Source organism: Archangium sp., from assembly GCF_057119385.1.
The window spans coordinates 66723-85885 of sequence record NZ_DBNGVP010000080.1; the positions used below are offsets into that span (position 1 = coordinate 66723).

General features: G+C 70.5%; 15 protein-coding genes. 10 read left to right on the top strand and 5 right to left on the bottom strand.

Annotation, left to right across the window (positions count from 1 at the left end):
- Nucleotides 1–23 precede the first annotated feature (23 nt).
- Complete coding sequence (locus tag AC16DP_RS19590) at nt 24–1055, top strand: histone deacetylase family protein (RefSeq protein ID WP_329727431.1); 1032 nt, start codon at nt 24–26, stop codon at nt 1053–1055.
- Nucleotides 1056–1171: 116 nt separating this feature from the next.
- Here the strand turns inward: AC16DP_RS19590 and AC16DP_RS19595 are convergent, their stop codons facing one another.
- Nucleotides 1172–1840: an SRPBCC family protein gene (locus tag AC16DP_RS19595; protein WP_329727430.1), complete on the bottom strand. Its 669-nt coding sequence runs from the start codon at nt 1838–1840 to the stop codon at nt 1172–1174.
- Nucleotides 1837–2490, bottom strand: coding sequence for a 2OG-Fe(II) oxygenase (locus AC16DP_RS19600; RefSeq protein WP_329727429.1), 654 nt, complete (start codon nt 2488–2490; stop codon nt 1837–1839). The genes AC16DP_RS19595 and AC16DP_RS19600 overlap by 4 nt, the downstream gene beginning before the upstream one ends.
- A gap of 109 nt (nt 2491–2599) precedes the next feature.
- On the opposite strand from AC16DP_RS19600, the gene AC16DP_RS19605 reads away from it, so the two are divergent.
- Nucleotides 2600–3859, top strand: a complete 1260-nt coding sequence (locus AC16DP_RS19605) for an MDR family MFS transporter (protein ID WP_329727428.1) — start codon at nt 2600–2602, stop codon at nt 3857–3859.
- A gap of 14 nt (nt 3860–3873) precedes the next feature.
- Here AC16DP_RS19605 and AC16DP_RS19610 read toward each other — a convergent pair whose 3' ends face one another.
- Nucleotides 3874–4389, bottom strand: a complete 516-nt coding sequence (locus AC16DP_RS19610) for a styrene oxide isomerase (RefSeq protein WP_329727427.1) — start codon at nt 4387–4389, stop codon at nt 3874–3876.
- A 155-nt stretch (nt 4390–4544) separates the two neighbouring features.
- On the opposite strand from AC16DP_RS19610, the gene AC16DP_RS19615 reads away from it, so the two are divergent.
- The 7 genes from AC16DP_RS19615 (at nt 4545) to AC16DP_RS19645 (ending at nt 16623) form a co-directional block, all read left to right on the top strand.
- The gene (locus AC16DP_RS19615; RefSeq protein ID WP_329727426.1) at nt 4545–5096 is read left to right on the top strand and encodes a M15 family metallopeptidase; all 552 of its coding nucleotides are present in this window, start codon (nt 4545–4547) and stop codon (nt 5094–5096) included.
- A 180-nt stretch (nt 5097–5276) separates the two neighbouring features.
- Nucleotides 5277–6695, top strand: coding sequence for a TolC family protein (locus AC16DP_RS19620; protein WP_329727425.1), 1419 nt, complete (start codon nt 5277–5279; stop codon nt 6693–6695).
- Entirely contained in the window at nt 6683–7924 is a 1242-nt protein-coding gene (locus tag AC16DP_RS19625) for an efflux RND transporter periplasmic adaptor subunit (protein WP_329727424.1), read from the top strand. The genes AC16DP_RS19620 and AC16DP_RS19625 overlap by 13 nt, the downstream gene beginning before the upstream one ends.
- Nucleotides 7925–7930: 6 nt before the next feature.
- Nucleotides 7931–11101, top strand: a complete 3171-nt coding sequence (locus AC16DP_RS19630; RefSeq protein WP_329727423.1) for an efflux RND transporter permease subunit — start codon at nt 7931–7933, stop codon at nt 11099–11101.
- Nucleotides 11102–11185: 84 nt separating this feature from the next.
- Nucleotides 11186–12043, top strand: coding sequence for a hypothetical protein (locus AC16DP_RS19635; RefSeq protein ID WP_329727422.1), 858 nt, complete (start codon nt 11186–11188; stop codon nt 12041–12043).
- A 427-nt stretch (nt 12044–12470) separates the two neighbouring features.
- A complete protein-coding gene (locus AC16DP_RS19640) occupies nt 12471–13700 on the top strand; it encodes an aminotransferase class I/II-fold pyridoxal phosphate-dependent enzyme (RefSeq protein WP_329727421.1) in 1230 nt (409 codons plus the stop codon).
- 313 nt (nt 13701–14013) lie between these two features.
- Nucleotides 14014–16623, top strand: coding sequence for a U32 family peptidase (locus tag AC16DP_RS19645; protein ID WP_329727420.1), 2610 nt, complete (start codon nt 14014–14016; stop codon nt 16621–16623).
- A 109-nt stretch (nt 16624–16732) separates the two neighbouring features.
- Here AC16DP_RS19645 and AC16DP_RS19650 read toward each other — a convergent pair whose 3' ends face one another.
- Nucleotides 16733–17176 carry a nuclear transport factor 2 family protein gene (locus AC16DP_RS19650; protein ID WP_329727419.1) on the bottom strand — a complete coding sequence of 148 codons (444 nt, stop codon included), beginning with the start codon at nt 17174–17176 and terminating at the stop codon, nt 16733–16735.
- Between the two features lie 89 nt (nt 17177–17265).
- On the opposite strand from AC16DP_RS19650, the gene AC16DP_RS19655 reads away from it, so the two are divergent.
- Nucleotides 17266–18315 (top strand): prephenate dehydrogenase/arogenate dehydrogenase family protein, encoded by a 1050-nt coding sequence (locus AC16DP_RS19655; RefSeq protein WP_329727418.1) that lies wholly within the window; start codon nt 17266–17268, stop codon nt 18313–18315.
- Between the two features lies 1 nt (nt 18316).
- On the opposite strand, the gene AC16DP_RS19660 is transcribed toward AC16DP_RS19655, so the two are convergent.
- Nucleotides 18317–19096 carry a hypothetical protein gene (locus tag AC16DP_RS19660; protein WP_329727417.1) on the bottom strand — a complete coding sequence of 260 codons (780 nt, stop codon included), beginning with the start codon at nt 19094–19096 and terminating at the stop codon, nt 18317–18319.
- Nucleotides 19097–19163: the final 67 nt, after the last annotated feature.

Below are 19163 nucleotides of genomic sequence, written 5' to 3' on the forward strand. Positions count from 1 at the left end.
CTTCAGCCCTGGAGACTCCCCCGGTGAAAGTCGTTCATTCCCCGCTGCACGCCCGCCATGACGGCGGCATGGAACTGCATCGCGGCGAGCTGGTGCCGTGCTTCGAGATGCCCGTGCGCGTCGACTACATCCTGAAGGCCGTGGAGCGCGCCGGACTCGAGCTCATCGAGCCACGCTCCTTCGCCCACGAGTCCCTGCTGCGCGTCCACGACGCCGGGTTCGTCGAGTTCCTGCGCACCGCCCATGCGGAGTGGCGCTCGCTCGGCAAGCAGGGCTTCATGCTGCCGAGCGGTTTCCCCGCCCGCAGCCTGCGCCGGGACCACATCCCCTCCGGCATCAACGGCAAGATGGGCTACTACGCCTTCGACTCCAGCACGCCCATCGTCGAGGGCACCTGGGACGCCGCGCTCGCCGCCGCCCACTGCGCCCTGACCGCCGCCGCGCTCGTCTCCGAGGGTGAGAAGGGCGCCTATGCCCTGTGCCGACCGCCCGGACACCACGCAGGACACTCGGTGTACGGCGGCTACTGCTTCCTCAACAACGCCGCCCTCGCGGCCCAGCACCTGCGTGACCGGGGCTTCGCCCGCGTCGCGGTGCTCGACGTGGACTACCACCACGGCAACGGCACCCAGGACATCTTCTGGGAGCGCTCCGATGTGCTGTTCATCTCCATCCACGCGACCCCGGAGACGGACTATCCCTACTTCCTCGGCTATGCAGACGAGCGCGGGGCCGGCGCCGGAGAGGGCTACACCCTCAACCTCCCCCTGGCCCGCGGCACTGGCTGGAAGGAGTACGGCGCCGCCCTCGGAGCCGCGCTGGATGCCATCGGGACGTTCTCGCCCGACGCCCTGGTGGTGTCGCTCGGCGTCGACACCTACGAGGGCGATCCCATCAGCGCCTTCAAGCTCGCCCAGGAGCACTACCCGCTCATCGGACAGCGGCTGGCCGACCTGAAGCTGCCCACGGTGTTCGTGCAGGAGGGCGGCTACGCGGTGGATGAGATCGGCACCAACGTCGCCGGGGTGCTGGAGGGATTCCTGAGCCGGCGCTGAGCTCAGGGCCGGTTCTGGGTGACCGCCGAGAAGCGCGAGGATACGCCGCACGGGGACTCCAATCCGGGGGAAGTGCGGCGCGAGGGTAGTGCAACCCCCGGAGGGCGGGCCAGCCTTCAGCTTCCCCCGGGGAACCTGCCCTGGAGGCGTGCGCGAAGCACCGCCCCGAGCACACTCGCCGTGTCCTCGGGCAGACGCGCGAGGTGCGTGTAGAGCGTCTCCTCCACCTGCGCGAGCGTCTCCGGCGGCACCCCGGCCTCCCTCATGCCCACGAGCACGGTATAGGCCGCCAGGCCGAGCGGCTCGGCGAAGCCTCCCGACTCCTCCCAGAACTCCTCGAAGCAGGGCACCGCCTCTCCGGAGGCGACTCGCATCAGGCGCCCCACGTTGACCTCCCAGTACGCCCGGTACGCGTCCTGGGCCTCGGGGCTCGGGAAGGGACCCTGGCGCACCTCGATGCGCGTGCCCTCTCCGGAAGGCTCGAGCACCAGGGAGACGCGCGTCGTGCCGGTGCCGTACTCCCCGCCGTCCCACGACAGCTCCATCAACAAGCCCCGGCCCGGGAACACCTCGAGGATGCAGCCCTTCTGGACCCGGGGCGCGCCCTTCGCGTCGAGCACGTTCACCTGGAACGGCTCGCCCGCCTCCACGTCTCCCTCCTCCCCGAGCCGCTGGCCGCCCGGAGGCGCCCCGTACCAGCGCCGCATCAGCAACGGGTCCTCGATGGCCGCGAAGACCCGCTCCAGGCTCTGCGCCACCCACCACTCCATCGTCAGCTCGCTCATGCCGCCACCACCCCCGTGCGGGTCCGCAGCTCCATCTCGGGCACCCGCGCGAGCAGCTCTTCCGACAGACGGTACTGCTCCACCACCAGGCTGATGCGCGCCGCCGAGAGCCGCGGGGCTCCGGCCTGGACCGCCACCACCTCGTGCACCAGGTCTCCCCGGAACGTCACCAGCGCGCCCGGCCTCGGCTCCAGCACCGCCACCTCCCTGCCCCGGTGGTACAGCCGCAGCGCGCCTCCCGCGAGCTGCTCGGGCACCTGGACGTAGAGCACGCTCACGGCGATGGGACAGTCGATGCCCGCCCCGTAGAACATCATGCTCTTGTCCAGGTGGTCATCCACCCCGCGCCCGTTCTGGATGAGCAACGGGTTGAGCAGGAACGCGTTGCAGCCCGGCAGCAGCGCGGCGTCGAGGAACGGCGCGAAGGCGGGAAAGCGGTCCTTCACGTCGGAGACGGCCTCGCGCCGGAACGTCACCGAGAAGCCATAGGTGCCCGAGAACTGCGACGTCAGGTTCGTCTCCCCGAGCAGCGAGGAGCCCAGGATGTAGGACCGGATGGCCTCGAGCTCACCGGGAGGCAGGGCCTCGGGTGTGCGGCGGAAGAAGGTCTGGAGGCGGAAGGCCCCGCTCCAGGGCGGTTGGAAGCGCATGCGAAAGTCTCCGGTCTCAGCCGGATCCTACGCGGGCACCCACTCGCGGAGTAGGGGGGAAACCCGCCGCTGGCGCCCACGGGCCTCTTCCCGCAAGCTGCGCCCCGTCATGAAGCACCTGTTGGGGCGACTGAGGGCGGAACTCCAGGCGACGGCGGGAGGACTGCCGGGCACGTACTGGTACCTGTGGACGGGCACGCTGGTGAACCGGCTGGGCTCCTTCGTGGTGCCCTTCCTGGCGCTCTACCTCACGCGCGAGCGCGGCTTCCGGGTGGAGGAGGCCGGCATGGTGGTGTCCCTGCACGGCGTGGGCGGCGTGCTGGCGGGGCTCGTCGGCGGGACGCTGGCGGACCGGGTGGGCCGGCGCAAGACGCTGCTCTCGGGGCTGTGGCTGGGCTCGGCGGCGATGCTGTCCATGGGCTTCGCCCGGGAGACGTGGCACATCTGCGTGTCCGCCTTCCTGCTCGGCCTGCTGGGCGAGCTGTACCGGCCCGCGGTGTCGGCGGCGATCTCCGACGTGGTGAAGCCCGAGGACCGGGCACGCGCCTTCAGCCTGCTGTACTGGGTCATCAACGTGGGCTTCGCCATCGCCCTGCCCCTGGCGGGTCTGGCCTCGCGCTTCGGCTTCCTCGTGCTCTTCGTGGCGGATGCCTGCACCACCTTCCTCTACGGAGTGCTCGTCTGGTGGAAGGTGCCGGAGACGCGCCCCGCCCAGGCGGCCCCGGCAGCGGAGTCCTCCCGCCGGCTGCCCTCGCTGGCGCCCTTCCGGGACGAGGTGTTCCTCGCCTTCGCCCTGTCCATCGTCCTCACCTCCATCATCTTCTCCCAGGGCAACGTGACGCTGCCGATGGACCTGACCGCGCAAGGCATGTCGCCCGCGATGTTCGGCACGGTGCTGGGGGTGAATGGCGTGCTCATCGTGCTGCTGCAGCCCTTCGTCGGCCGGGCGCTGGGCCAGATGCGGCGCGCGACGGCGCTGGCCTGGGCCTCGGCACTGACGGGGCTGGGCTTCGGGCTGCACGCGCTGGGCGCGAACCCGTGGCTGGCGGCACTCGCGGTGGGGGTGTGGACGCTGGGAGAGATTGCCCAAGCGCCCGCGGCCTCGGCCGTGGTGGCGGACCTCGCGCCCACCGAGCAGCGCGGCACCTACCAGGGCGCCTACTACATGCTGTGGGCCCTGTCGGCCAGCATCGCCCCCACGCTCGGCTCGTGGGTGCTGGGGCGCTTCGGCTCCTCCGCGCTGTGGGGCGGCTGCCTCGTCGTGGGCCTGTTCGCCGCCGGCTGGCACCTGGCCATCGCCGATGCCCGCCGCCGCCGCATGGCCGCCCTGCGCCTCACCCGCACCGACGTGAGCGCCGCGCTGGACTGAGGCCCCTCACGCCGTCACGAGCGGGGCTCCGCAGCCGCGGCGTCGCGCCGGAAGCCATACACCCAGGCCGCCGCCGCGCCGAGCGCCGGCAACACCACGGACAGGGTGAGCACGCCGAACACGGCGTCATTCACGGGCTCGCCGGTGGCGTCCACGCCGGACACGCGCAGAAACGCCTTCACACCGGTGACGAACCAGTTGGCGAAGTTGGACACGATGAAGGCCCACGCGAGCCGGCGCTGGCCCGTGGCCCCGTAGCGCAGCATCGGCAGCGTCCAGGCCACACCCAGCAGCAGGAAGGCCCCCATCAGCGCGTTGAGGTGCGAGGCGAGCGCGGCATGAGCATCCGCCGGCACCTTGCCCGTCATGGCCGCGGACACGAAGCCGCCGGTGAGCAATCCCAGCAGGGTGAGCCACGCGGCGGCATGCGCCATCAGGCGCGCGGCGGGCAACGGGGCGGGAGTGGAGACAGCGGCGGAAGCGGGAGCAATCTCCTCGCTCGGAGGCACGGGACGCAGGGCGGTCGTCATGGGATGCCCCACTCTACCGGGAGAGCGGCCAGCCAGACGAGCCACCCCCCATTTCGAGCCAGCGGACCACGCGGCGCCTGTCCGGCCGCCTGCTCGCATTCCGGGAATGAATGTGAGAGCACCGCTCTCCCGCCCCTCTGGACAGGAACCGCCCCATGCCGTTCCCGCCGCTCCGCTGGAGTCTTCTGCTCGCCCTCGTGTGCCTGCTCGTTCCCGGTCTCGCGCCCGGCGCGGACGCGAAACGCAAGCGGGCGAAGACGGCCGTGTCCAAGCACCTCGTCAAGCTGCCCGGTGGCGAGTCGCTGCGCCGTGACGCCGCGGCCTCCTTCCAACGCATGGCCACCGAGGCCCGCGCGGACGGCATCTGGCTCTGGGTGACGAGTGGCTACCGCACCCGCCGGGAGCAGCGTCTGCTCTACGAGCGCTACCGCAAGGGCCTGGGCCCCAAGGCCGCGCGTCCCGGCCAATCCAACCACCAGCGGGGCCTGGCGGTGGACGTCGTCGTCGGCGACGAGGAGTCCCCCACGTACCACTGGCTCGCGGCCAACGCGTGCCTCCATGGTTTCCGGCGCACGGTGCCCTCCGAGCCGTGGCACTGGGAGTACCGGCCGCGCACCACCCGCGCGCCCGCCCCCGGCACCGACTGCACCGGCCAGCCCCGGCCCTCCGAGGAGCCGCCGCGTACGGCCTCCAAGGACCTCAGCTGACGCCGGGACTCGGCACCCGAGTGCCCACTGGCGAGCATCCGTCTCGCGCCGCTGTCGCATTCCTGCTGCGGGGTGACGCAAGTGCTCGCTAGCGAGCACCCACAATGTCTTGCTGTGTCATGACTGCCCTCGGGTAGGAGGCAATGCGCGAAGGCAGGCAGCAATGTGGGCGGCCTGTCCATGACCGCCCTCCTGCTCACAGCCCTGCTCTGGCACGCCGGCCTGCCCGCGGGTGCCCTGCTGGCCCAGACCGGACCGGGGGCCGCCGTGTCTCCGCCCTTCCAACCCCAGGTCTCCGACCCGCTGCTCGAGCCCGTTCCTCCGGCGCCGGTGCAGGTGGGCTCCTGGGACGAGGCGCTCACGCTGTTGCGCCAGCAATCCACGGACCTGCGCGTCGCACTGGCCCGGGTGGAGTCCGCCGCGGGACAACGGCGCGTGGCCCTCGCCGGACTGCTGCCCACCGTCAACGGCTCGGCCGGTGTCCAGTCCAACGTGCTCGACCCCTCGACGCCCTTCATCGGGGGCGGCGTGGGCGGCGGCGGTATCGGTGGAGGCGTCGGGGCCGGTGGAGGTGACGGCCCACGGCCCACCACGCCCCTGGGCACCGCCACGGTGACGGCCTCCGTGCCCCTGCTCAACTGGAGCGCCATTCAATCCCTGCGCTCGGCCAGCGCCTCCCGCCGCGCCGCCGAGCTGTCCGTGGACGAGACGCGCCGCCAGCTCACCGGGGAGCTCGCCCGGGCCCTGGCGCGGGTGGCCTCCTCCGAGCGGCTCTCCGAGGTGAACCGCGTCAACCTGCGCTCCGCCCTGGAGCGGCTCGCGCTGGCCCAGCGGCGGCTGGAGCTGGGCGCGGGTACCCAGCTGGACGTCATCCGTCTCCAGCAGGACGCGGAGTCGGCGCGCTCCTCCGTGGTGTCCGGGGACAACTCGCTGCTGCAGGCGCGGGATGCGCTGGCGTTGATATTGGGCCAGGAGCAGCCGGTGGGACTGACGCGCGGCGTGTCCCTGGAGGAACTGCTGAATCGCGGCCAGGCGCAGTGCCAGAACCTCCAGGAGCTGGAGAAGCGGCCGGACCTGGCGGCGGCACGCGCGCAACTGGAGGCGGCCGGGCACGACGTGTCGGCGGCCGAGGCGCAGTACCTGCCCACGCTGGCGGCCCAGAGCACGGTGTTGGGCTTCACGGTGGACCCGGGCTTCGCGCGGGTGCCCGTGTGGAACGTCGGCGCGGTGCTCACCCTGCCCTTCTACGAAGGAGGCGCGCGCGGAGGCCGTGTGCGGCAGGCACGGGCCCAGGAGGAGACGGCGCGCCAGGACGTGGTGTCGAGGCAGCGCGGGGCCACGGTCGAGGTGAGACAGACGCGGCGCGAGGTGGGCGTGGCGGGGGCGGAGCTGGAGATCGCCACGCGGGCGCGGGAGCTGGCGGCGGAGAACGACCGGCTCACCCGCCGCGCCTTCGAGGTGGGCACCGGGACGAGTCAGGACCTGGTGGTGTCCGCCGCGGCGCTGCGGCAGGCGGAGCTGAACCTGGTGGTGAGCGAGTTCCAGTTGTTCCAGGCGCGAATCGAGGCGTTCCTGGCGGAGGCGGCATGCGACTGGTGAGGCGGGGAGTGTGGGGAGTGTGGCTGGCGGCCCTGGCCCTCGTGGGGTGTGAGCGCTCGCAAGGAAAGGGCGGCCCCCAGGCCGGACCCGGCGGCCCGGGAGGTGGCGGACAGCCGCTGCCGGTGGAGGTGATGGAGCTGCGGCCGGGCCCGGTGCGCGACACGGGCGATTACCTGGGGACGCTCATCTCCCGCCGCAGCGTCACCGTCTATCCGCAGGTGGCCGGCTACGTGCAGCGCATCGCGGTGAAGCCGGGAGAGCAGGTCAAGGAGGGGCAGATGCTGCTGGAGGTGGACCCGAGGCGCGAGCGCGCGGGCGTGCGGAGCGCCCAGGCCCAGCGCGCCTCGGCCGTGGCCCAGCAGCAGTTCGCGCGCAACAGCCGGCAGCGCGCCGAGCAGCTGCTGCGCGAGGGGCTCATGAGCCGGCAGGACTATGAGCAGGCGGTGGCCCAGGCGGCGGCGGCCGAGGCCAGCGCGCGCTCGGCGGAGGCGCAGCTGCAGGCCCAGCAGGTGGAGCTCGGCTACTTCCGGGTGGAGGCGCCCTTCGCCGGGGTGGTGGGGGACATCCCCGTGAAGGTGGGCGACTCCGTCACCTCGCAGACGGCGCTGACGAACGTGAACCAGAGCCGGGCGCTGGAGATCTCCGTGGCGGTGCCACCCGAGCGGGCCTCGAAGGTGGAGACGGGCAGCACGCGGGTGGAGGTGCTGGACAGCGACGGCCAGCCGGTGGTGAGCGCCCCCGTCTTCTTCGTGGCACCCACGCCGGACCCGCGCACGCAGCTGGTGGAGCTGAAGGCCGCCTTCGACAACACGCAGGGGCTGCGCGCCGGCCAGGTGGTGCACACCCAGGTGGTGTACGCCACGCGCGAGGCGCTGCGGCTGCCCACCTTCGCGGTGACGCAGCAGAGCAGCCAGTTCTTCGCCATGGTGGCGGTGCAGGGCGACGGCGGGCCCATGGTGGCGCAGCGCCGGCCGGTGAAGCTGGGCGGGCTCCAGGGCAACGACTACGAGCTGCTCGAGGGCCTGGAGCCGGGAGCGCAGGTCATCGTCGGCTCGCTCCAGCAGCTGCGGGATGGGCAGCCCATCCAGCCCAAGCCGGCGAAGCAGCTGCCGGGCGAGGGCCCTGGCGTGGGCGGCTCCGCGGACGCCGGTACGGGGGGGGCCGGGGACGCCGGTACCGGCAGCACCGGGGACGCGGGCACGGCACCGAGCCCGGACGGGGGGAAGTGAGCGCCCATGTTCTCCGACTTCTTCATCCGCCGGCCCATCTTCGCCAGCGTCATCTCCATCCTCATCACGCTAGTGGGGGCCATCTCCATCCCCAGCCTGCCCGTGGAGCAGTACCCGGAGCTCGCGGCGCCGCAGGTGAGCGTGACGTCCACGTACATCGGCGCCTCCGCCGAGGTGGTGGAGAGCGCGGTGACGACCGTGCTGGAGCGCCAGCTCAACGGCCTGGAGGGCATGCGTTACATCTCCTCCACCAGCAGCAACAACGGCACCAGCACCATCACCGTCACCTTCGAGCCGGACCGGGACCTGGACGTCGCGGCGGTGGACGTGCAGAACCGGGTGGCCACCGCCTCGGCCCGGCTGCCCGCCGAGGTGAACGCGCTGGGCATCACCATCAACAAGACGCAGTCGCAGCTGCTCATGTCCTTCGGCCTGTATGACGAGGCGGGGCACTACGACACGGGCTTCCTCAGCAACTACGCGGACGTCTACATCCGCGACGCGCTGCTGCGTGTGAAGGGCGTGGGCGACGTGCGCATCTTCGGCGAGCGCCGCTTCGCCATGCGGCTGTGGTTGGACCCCACGAAGCTGGCGAGCCGCGGCCTCACCGCGCAGGACGTGGTGGCCGCGCTGCGCGAGCAGAACGTGCAGGTGGCCGCGGGACAGGTGGGCCAGCCGCCCTCGCCACGGGGACAGACGTATCAGATCAACGTGCAGGTGCTCGGCCAGCTGTCCACGCCGGAGCAGTTCGGGGACATCGTCCTGAAGCGGGGCGAGGACGGCACGCTGGTGCAGATGAAGGACGTGGGCCGGGTGGAGCTGGGGGCGGAGAACTACAACCAGATGCTGCGCTTCAACGGCCGGGACGCGGTGGGCCTCGGCATCTTCCAGCTCCCCGGCTCCAACGCGCTGGATGTGCGCGAGGGCGTGGTGGCCGAGCTGGAGCGGCTCGAGGGCAACTTCCCGCCGGGCATGGTCTACGAGAGCGCCTTCGACACCACGGCGGCGGTGCAGGCCTCCATCGAGGAGGTGCTGCGCACGCTGGTGGAGGCCATCGCGCTGGTCATCCTCGTCATCTTCATCTTCCTGCACGGCTGGCGCAGCATCCTCGTGGTGGCCACGACACTGCCGGTGTCGCTGGTGGGCACCTTCGGCTTCGTGAGCGCGTTCGGCTTCTCGCTCAACACGCTGACGCTCTTCGGCCTGACGCTGGCCACGGGCCTGGTGGTGGATGACGCCATCGTGGTCATCGAGAACGTCGAGCGCGTCATGGTGGAGGAGGGCGTGGACGCGCGCGAGGCGTCGCACCGGAGCATGAAGCAGGTGGGTGGCGCGGTGATCGCCACGGCGCTGGTGCTCTCGGCGGTGTTCGTCCCGGTGTCCTTCTTCCCGGGCACCACGGGCACCATCTACCGGCAGTTCGCGCTCACGCTGGCCTTCTCCATCAGCCTGTCTGCCCTGGTGGCCCTCACGCTGTCCCCCGCGCTGTGCGCCCGGCTGCTGCGCGCGCACGAGGGAGAGAAGTGGCGCGTCTTCCGCTGGGTGGACCAGACGATGGATGCCTTCCGGCGCGGCTACGCGCGCTTCCTGGGCAAGCTGCTGCTGCCCGGCATGCGCTGGGCGGTACTGGGCGTCTTCGTGGTGCTCATGGGCCTCACGGCGCTGCTCTACCGCGTCACGCCCACCGGCTTCATCCCCGAGGAGGACCAGGGCTACCTCATCGTCGCCATCCAGGGCCCCGAGGGCACGTCGCTGGACTACACGCGGCAGGTGCTCCTCCAGACGGAGGAGGTGCTGCGCCAGCAGAAGGAGGTGGCGGACATCTTCACCGTGGGTGGCTTCTCGCTGCTGGGCACCGGCCCCAACTACGGCGTCCTCTTCATCAACCTCCACCCCTGGGAGGAGCGCGAGAAGAAGGAGCAGAGCGTGGCCGGGCTCGTCAACCGGCTGCGCGGGCCCTTCGCCGGCATTGCCGGCGCGCGCGTGCTGGCCTTCCAGCCGCCCACCATCCGCGGCGTGGGCAGCGTGGGCGGCTTCGAGTTCGTCCTGGAGGATCAGCAGGGCAACCACACGCTGAACGAGCTGGCGGCGGCCACGCAGCAGCTCGCGGGGCGGGCCAACCAGTCACCGGACCTGCGCAGCGTCTTCTCGTCCTATACGGCGAGCACCCCGCTGCTCAACGTGTCGGTGGACCGGGAGAAGGCCAAGTCGCTCGGCGTGTCGCTGGACTCGCTCTACTCCACGCTGCAGATCTACATGGGCAGCAGCTACGTGAATGACTTCACCTTCGCCAACCGCGTCTACCGCGTCTACGTGCAGGCGGCCATGCCCTTCCGCAACGAACCCAAGGACATCTCCGCCTTCTACGTGCGCTCGGCGCAGGGGGAGATGGTGCCGCTGGAGAGCCTGGTGAAGGTGGAGCCCGTCACCACCGCGCAGAACATCACGCACTACAACCTGTTCCGCTCGGCCGCCATCAACGGCCAGGGCGCGCCCGGTGTCAGCACGGGCCAGGCGCTGGACGCCATGGAGGCCGTGGCCCGCCAGGGGCTGCCGGCCGGCTTCACCTTCGAGTGGACGGGCCTGTCGCTCGAGCAGAAGCAGTCCGCGGGCAAGGTGCTGCTCATCTTCGCCCTGGGCGTCGTCTTCGTCTTCCTGGTGCTGTCGGCGCAGTACGAGAGCTTCGCGCTGCCCTTCGTCATCATGCTGGCGGTGCCGGTGGCCATCCTCGGCGCGCTCGGCTTCCAGTTGTTGCGAGGGCTCGCCAACGACGTGTTCTGCCAGGTCGGTCTGCTGATGCTGGTGGGCCTGTCCAGCAAGAACGCGGTGCTCATCGTGGAGTTCGCCGAGCAGCTGCGCCATCAGGGCAAGAGCGTGGTGGAGGCGGCCATCCAGGCGGCGGACACGCGGCTGCGGCCCATCATCATGACGTCCTTCGCGTTCCTGCTGGGCGTGGTGCCGTTGGTGCTGGCCACGGGCGCGGGCGCCGCCTCGCGCAAGTCGCTGGGCACGGCGGTGTTCGGCGGCATGCTGCTGTCCACCTTCGTCAACCTCATCTTCATCCCCGTGCTGTACACGCTGGTGGAGACGGCCCGGACGAAGTTGCTCAAGCGCCACGAGCGTGGGACGCCGCCTCCCGCTCCGGGCGATGGTGGGCAGACGCCTCGTCCGGCGTGAGCCGGAGGGGAAACCGGGTGCCTACTTCTGAGGTCAACCCGGGGATTGACAGCCATGTGACTCCTGGAGTCACATGGCTGTCGCATGCCCTCCCTCCGTCACGAGGCCCTCCTGGAGCTGTTCCGCAACCGCCCCGTCCTGGCGGCCGAGTTGCTGCGGGATGCGCTCGGCATCGAGTTGCCCGCCTATGCGGAGGCCCGCGCGGAGTCCGCCGAGCTGACCGAGGCGGTGCCCACCGAGTACCGGGCGGATCTGGTGGTGCAATTGTGGGGGGACACGCCTCGTCTCGCGATCGTGGTGGAGGTGCAGCTCTCACCGGACGAGGAGAAGCGGTACACGTGGCCGGTGTACCTCACCCATATGCGGGCGAAGTTGAGGTGCCCCACGGTGCTGCTGGTGGTGGCGCCGGACGCGGGAGTGGCGCGCTGGTGCGGACAGCCGTTGGAGACGGGCCACCGGGGCTTCGTGCTGAAACCCTACCTCGCGGGTCCGGAGAGCATTCCAGTCATCACGCGGCCCGAGCAGGCGCGCCAGGCGGTGGAGTTGATGGTGCTGTCCGCCATGGCGCACGGACAGGGCGAGCAGGGAGCGGCCATCGCCGAGACGGTCCTGCCCGGGCTGGCGGGGATTGATGAAGAGCGGGCGCGCTTCTATTTTGACCTGGTGATGTGGTCGCTGAACGACGCGGCCCGCACCGCCCTGGAGGCACTGATGAGCAGTGGCACCTACGAGTACCAGAGCGAGTTCGCCCGGCGTTATTTCACTCAGGGGCGCCAGGAGGGCAAGGCGGACGCCCTTCTCGAGGTGCTCGATGCCCGGGGCCTCCAGGTGGACGAGCAGTCCCGCCAGCGCATCACCGCCTGCACCGAGCTCGCTCAACTCGAGCGCTGGCTCCGCAAGGCCGTGTCCGTCCAGTCCGTGCAGGAGCTCTTCGCGTCCTGACCCGCCCGGCCCGCAAAAAAACAGCGACGGAAGAGCTCTCTGGGGGAAGCTCATCCGCCGCGCACCACGCGAGACGTCAGAGGAGGAGGAGTTGACGGCCCGCGCCTTGGTGTAGGCCTCTCTCAAGCACTCAGCGTGCCAGCGGCCAAGCGCTCGATATCACTCGGAGTCCAGAACTGACCCGGTGCGTCAGGGCTCCACTCCCCCTCCGCTCGAATGTAACGCGTCGTGACAGAATCGCTCAAATTCTCAGTAAACTCAAGCGATTGTACGCGCAAATCAAGACTGTCCCAGAATCGGACATTTCTGTCCTGAATCAGGACACTCCCCGCCCTCCTGTGTCGTCCGCCGCACCCGGGGCGGAACGTCCAGCACCGCGGGACGAGGCCCATTGCTACATAGACAGTGAACCTTCCCGAGGATTCCCGTGATTCGCGCCGCCAGGCACATCGAGAACGTCCGATACGCCATCCGCAACGTCGTGGCCGAGGCGAGCCGCCTGGAAGCCCAGGGCCAGCGCATCCTCTTCCTGAACATCGGGGATCCGCTGAAGTTCGACTTCCAGACACCGCCCCACCTCATCGAAGCGGTGCACCGCGCGATGAAGGACGGCCACAACGGCTACGCGCCCTCGGCGGGCATCCCGGCCGCGCGCGAGGCCATCGCCCGCGAGTGCACGCGCCTCGGCATCCCCGGCATCACGCCCTCGGACGTGGTGGTCACCAACGGCGCCAGCGAGGCGCTCGAGCTCGCCCTCACCGCCCTGCTGGAGCCCGGCGAGCGCGTGCTGCTGCCCAACCCCGGCTACCCGCTCTACAACGCCCTCATGGCCAAGCTGAGCGCCCAGGGCGTGCCCTACTCCCTGGACGAGGAGCGCGGCTGGACGTTGGACCTGGAGGAGATCGACTCCCTGTGCACGCCCGGCACCCGCGCCCTCCTGCTGTGCAACCCCAACAACCCCACGGGCGCGGTGCTCGACCGCAAGGTGTTGGAGGGGCTGCTGGAGATCGCCCGGCGGCGCGGGCTCGTCATCCTCTCCGACGAGATCTACGACAAGCTGCTCTACGACAAGGACCACACGCCCACCGCGTCGCTGGCCACGGACGTGCCCATCCTCACCTTCAATGGCCTCTCCAAGGCGTACCTCGCCTGTGGCTGGCGCATCGGGTGGCTCGTCTTCTGCAACGCGCACCTGATGCCGTCGCTCAAGAGCGCGGTGATGCGGCTGGCGGATGCGCGGCTGTGCGCGCCCGCTCCGCAGCAGTACGCCATCCAGCCCGCGCTCGAGGGGCCCCAGGAGCACATCCCGGAGATGATGAAGCGGATGCGCTCGCGGCGGGACTTGATGGTCCGCCGCATCAACGCCATCCCCGGCCTGTCCGTGGTGGAGCCCGCCGCCGCCTTCTACGCGATGGTCCGTCTCCAGTTGCCCGGTGTGACGGACGACGAGCAGTTCGTGCTGTCGCTGCTGCGCGAGACGGGCGTGCTCTTCGTCCACGGCAGCGGCTTCGGGCAGAAGGCGGGCACGCAGCACTTCCGGGTGGTGTTCCTCCCGCCGGAGGACATCCTCACCGCCGCGTTCGACCGGCTGGACGCGTTCATCCGCGCGCACCACGTGGCGGGAGCGCACGGGGCTCCCGCCAGCCATCACCCCTGAGACGCCTCAGGGCGTGAGCTTGGGAACGGAACAGGACGTGGGCGTGAAGGCCGCGAGCCGCTCGCGGAACAGCTTCACCGTCTTCTCGTCCTGAGAGTCCTGCAACACGTCGAGGGCGCGCTGCTCGGTCAGGATGGCCTCCTCGAGAGGGTGAGCATCGCGAGCAGCAGGCCCGCGGCCAGGGTCTTGTGCATACGGAAACGTCCTTTATTCCAAACGAAGGCCCCGCGTGCGCCCCTCACCCGCCCGGGGCATGGGCGGGGGAGTGCTCCGAGCGGGCACCAGAACGCGGGCTGCGTGTTATGGAGGCAGCATGCCTTCCCGACGTCCTGAAATCCTCGCACCCGCGGGCGACCTCGATTCACTGCGCGCGGCGCTCGCCAGTGGCGCGGATGCCGTCTATTTCGGGTTGGACGAGGGCTTCAACGCCCGCGCCCGCGCCGACAACTTCTCGCTCGAGCGGCTGCCGGAGACGATGGTGCTCGTCCACCGCGCCGGGGCCCGCGCCTACGTGACGCTCAACACGCTCGTCTTCGAGCCCGAGCTGCCCCTGGTGGAGCGCATCCTGCGCCGTGTGGCCGAGTCCGGTGTGGACGCCCTCATCATCCAGGATCCGGCCATCGCCCTGCTGGCCCGCGCCATCTGCCCCCAGCTGGAGCTGCACGCCTCCACGCAGATGACGGTCTCCAGCGCCGAGGGCATCCGCTTCGCCCGGGGCCTGGGCGTCACCCGTGTCGTCGTCCCCCGCGAGCTCTCCACCGCCGAAATCCGCCGCCTGGCGAGCCAGACGGACATGGAGCTGGAGGTCTTCATCCACGGCGCGCTCTGCATGTCCTGGAGCGGCCAGTGCCTCACCAGCGAGGCCTGGGGTGGACGCTCGGCCAACCGGGGCCAGTGTGCCCAGTCCTGCCGCCTGCCCTATGACCTGGTGGTGGACCAGCAGACGCGCGACCTGGGCGACGTGCGCTACCTGCTCAGCCCCAAGGACCTCGCGGGCGTGCGGGCCGTGCCGGACCTGGTGGACATCGGCGTCCACAGCCTGAAAATCGAAGGCCGCCTCAAGGGCCCGCAGTACGTGACGACCACCGTGCAGGGCTATCGGCGATGGGTGGACGGAGTCGTCGCCGGCAAGCCGGATGAGCGCCAGCTCGAGAAGGACCTGGCCGACATGTCCCTCACGTACAGCCGGGGCTTCTCCAATGGCTTCCTCGGGGGCTCGGACCACCAGACGCTCGTCGAGGGCCGCTTCCCCAAGCACCGGGGCCTGTACCTCGGTCGCGTGCGCTCGGTGTCCGGCAAGGAGGTCTTCGTCACCCCGGATGAGCGCCCGTGGACCGGAGCGCTCGGCCTGGGCGAGCAGCGCCCCGAGGCGCCCAACGGCGCCATCGCCTCGCCCCTCCCCGGTGGCGAGCCCACGCCGGCCCACGTGGATCCACGTCCGGGCATGGGCGTCGTCTTCGATGCGAACACCCCCGAGGACAAGCACGAGCCGGGAGGCCCCATCTTCCGCGTGGAGCGCAAGGGCCAGGGCTGGGTGCTGGGCTTCGGCCACCCGGGACCGGACCTCGGGCGGGTGGCGCCGGGGCAGCGCGTGTGGCTCAACAGCGACCCGTCGCTCGCCCGCCGCACCGAGGGCCTGCTCTCCCATGGCGAGCCCGAGGGCCGCATCCCGCTCACGCTGAAGGTCTCGGGCGCCGAGGGCACGCCCCTGCGCCTGCATGCGAGCGCCTGGGGGCACGAGTGCTCGGCCGGGAGCCCGACGCCGCTCACGGCGTCCCGGGGCAAGGGCCTGGACGAGGCGCTGCTGAAGGACAAGCTGGGCGCCTTCGGAGGCACGCCCTTCACGCTGGCGAAGCTGGACTGCGCGGAGCTGACGCCGGGGCTGCACCTGCCCGTGTCGGAGCTCAAGGCGCTGCGCAGGGACGTGGTGGCGGAGCTCACCGCGGCGGTGGAGCGGGGCCACAAGCGTACGGTGGTGGAGACGCCGGTGCTGGAGCAGGTACGCGCCTCGCTGCTGGCGCGCGTGCCGGAGGTGGTGGCCGAGGAGACGCCGCGCCTGCTGCCGCTGTGCCGCAACGACGCGCAGCTGGAGGCCGTGCTGGCCGCGGGCCTGCGCGAGGTGGAGCTGGACTGGATGGAGATGGTGGGCCTGCAACGCGCGGTGGAGCGGGCGAAGGCCGCCGGGCTGCGCGTGACGATCGCCACGGTGCGCGTGCAGAAGCCGGGCGAGGAGGGTTACGACGCCCGCATCGACAAGCTGCGTCCGGACGCGGTGCTGGTGCGCCATTGGGGAGCGCTGATGCACTTCCTGGAGCGGCCCGCGGGCCAGCCGCGCCCGGTGCTGCACGGAGACTTCTCGCTCAACGTCACCAACTCACTGACGGCGGCGCACCTGCTGGGGCTGGGGCTGGACACGCTCACCTTCTCGCACGACCTGGACGAGACGCAGCTCTTCTCGCTGCTCGACCACACGCCGGCACACCGCTTCGCGGTGGCGCTGCACCACCACATCGCCACGTTCCACACGGAGCACTGCGTCTACTCCCACACGCTGTCCAACGGGCGCGACTTCAAGAGCTGCGGGCGGCCGTGTGAGAAGCATCAAATCTCGCTGCGCGACCGAATTGGCCTGGAGCATCCGGTCATCGTGGACGTGGGGTGCCGCAACACGGTGTTCAACGCGCAGGCGCAGAGCGCGGCCTCGCTGGTGCCGAAGCTGCTGGAGCGAGGGGTACGGCGCTTCCGGGTGGAGTTCGTGCGCGAGTCCCAGGAAGAGGCCACACGGGTCCTGAGTGCCTACCAGGAGCTGCTGGCGGGACGAATCTCCCCGGCCGAGGCGGTACGTCGCACGGCCGTCCACGAGCAGTTCGGAGTCACGAGGGGCACGATGAAGGTGTTGAGCACCCCCCCAAGTGCCCACTGAGCCCCCTCCCCTGAGCACCCTCCCTCAAGCATCCCCACGGAGCATCCTCCCCTCTCCCCCCGGGAGAGGGACGGGGTGAGGGTATCCGTCCCCGTGCTCCCCACCGTGCTCAAGTCCCGGAGGCCCGTGAAGCGGCCCGAGTATTCGCGGAAGCGAAGGCCTCGACGACACCGGACAGGTCCTCGATGACGAGCGCGCGGACGATCTTCCCGGCGTTGAAGTCGAGGACGAAGGCGAACTCGCTGTAGCAGGAGCGCCCGGTCTTCTTGACGATGAACTGCTCGTCGCCGAGGACGATGACCTGCTCGCCGTTGCCGACGAAGTCCCAGGTCTTCACCTCCTGGACCTCGAGCACCTGCTCGAGCCGCTCGAAGTACTCGAGGATGGCCTGGCGGCCGCGGAACTCCCCGCTGAGGGGAGTGCCCTTGGGGAGGGAGAGCTTGTAGACGGCCTCCTCGTGCATGGCATCGAGGAGGGGCTGGTTGCTCCCGGTCCGGGTCATCTCCTCGAAGATGAGCCGGGTGCGTTCCACGTTCTTCTTCGCTTCGGACACGTCGATTCCCTCGTGGCGCTGCGCGGAACGCCACTCTGCGCCCGAGCGGGGAACACGGCCATGGCCCCCCCTCGTGTAGAGTTGGCGGCATGACGGTCGCCATCATCGGATATGGCCGCTTTGGCCGCGCACTGGGCTCACTTCTGGACGCGGCGGGTATCGGTTACCGGGCGTGGGACACCTCGGCGGACATCCCCGAGGCCCACCGGGCCGGCTCCATCCCGGAGCTGCTCGGTGGGGCCGAGCAGGTGGTGGTGGCCGTGCCCGTGCCGCGGATGCGCGAGGTACTCGAGACGCTGCGTCCCCACCTGAAGCCGGAGCAGCTGGTGCTCGACGTGGGCAGCGTCAAGGTGAAGCCCGTGCAGGCCATGAACGAGGTGCTCGGCACGAAGCTCCCCTGGGTGGGAACCCATCCCCTCTTCGGGCCCCTGAGCCTCGCCATGGCCGAGCGGCCGTTGAGGGTGGTCGTCTCGCCCAACCCGCTGCACCCGGACGCGGCCCGCCGGGCCCGAGCCTTCTTCGAGCGGCTGGGCTGCGAGGTCATCGAGCAGACGCCCGAGGGCCATGACCGGGTGATGGCGCACACGCACGCGCTGACCTTCTTCGTGGCCAAGGGGATGGTGGATGCGGGCTCGGGGGTGGACGTGCCCTTCGCGCCCGCGAGCTTCAAGGCGCTGTCGCGCACCATCGAGATCGTCCGCTCGGACGCCGGGCACCTCTTCACGGCCATCCAGCACGAGAACCCCTTCGCGCACGAGGCGCGCCGGCACCTGCTGCAGGCGCTCGGGGCCATCCACCAGGAGCTGGAGGCGATTCCACCCGAGGCCGCCACGCCGGACACGCCGCGCATGGAGCTGCCGGCGCTGGAGACGGGCCTGCCGGAGCTGAAGGAGACCCGCGAGCACATCGACCAGCTGGACCGCGAGCTGGTGGAGCTGCTGGCGAGGCGGGCGGAGCTGGCGCGGCGGGCGATTCGCGCCAAGGCCGAGGCGGGCCAGCCGGTGCCGGACCCGGCCCGGGAGGACGAGGTGATCGCCACGCGCCGGGCCTGGGCCACCGGGCTGGGGCTGGACCCGGACGGCGTGGAGTCCATCTTCCGCGCCGTCCTGCGCTTCTCCCGGCGAGCCCAGCAGACGTGACTCAGAACCTGCAGGAGAAGGTGCGCGACTGCATGGCCGCCTGCAGGCCGTTGGCGTCACGCGCCACGAAGTAGATGCTCATCGTCCCGGTGGCGGGGAGGTAGGGGTACAGGACCAGCGGGCAGTAGAAGCTCTTCGACAGGGGGCCCTGGTACCAGCCGTAGTTGGACACCAGTCCGCTGTCATGCTGCTCGTACTCGTACCAGAGCGCGTCGTAGGGACCCCCGGTGCCGCCAGAGGCGGTGCCCGTGCAGGTCATGTGCGTGTTGCTGGAGCGCGAACAGGAGAAGGTGCTGGTGGGGCACGGCTCGGAGAAGGTCCAGGTGCGCTCCTGCGGCCCGGAGCCGGGGCACCAGAACTTCTCGCCATTGCTGGAGATGGTCATGGGATACGCCCGCACCTTGAAGGTGTGCTGGACGCCACAGCTCACCGGCTTGTAGCTGAAGTTCCAATTACCGGCGCGGTTGACATCCCCCTGCAACTCCGCCTGGCCGCTCACGACGCCATCGATGGAGAAGTCCAGGTGCACCGCGTTGGCCGGATACGTCACGGACCAGGTCCCGGCGCCGGCCGCCTCGCCGCCCCAGGAGCTGAAACCGCTGATGGCGAGGCCGCTCACGGACGAGCCGGTGCACGAAGCCGACTCCTTGACGCCCAGCTCCTCGGCCGGGGCCGGCGCCTCGGCGGGGGACAGCTCGGAATCAGTGGGAGCGCCACAGGCGGTCAGCATCAATCCAGACAGCAGGAGGCGAAGGGGGTGACCCAGCAGGGAGCGGTTCATCGTCGGTATTCCTTTGGAGGCAGTGGGTGACTCACACGATGGCCGCACATCATGCCATAACCAGGAT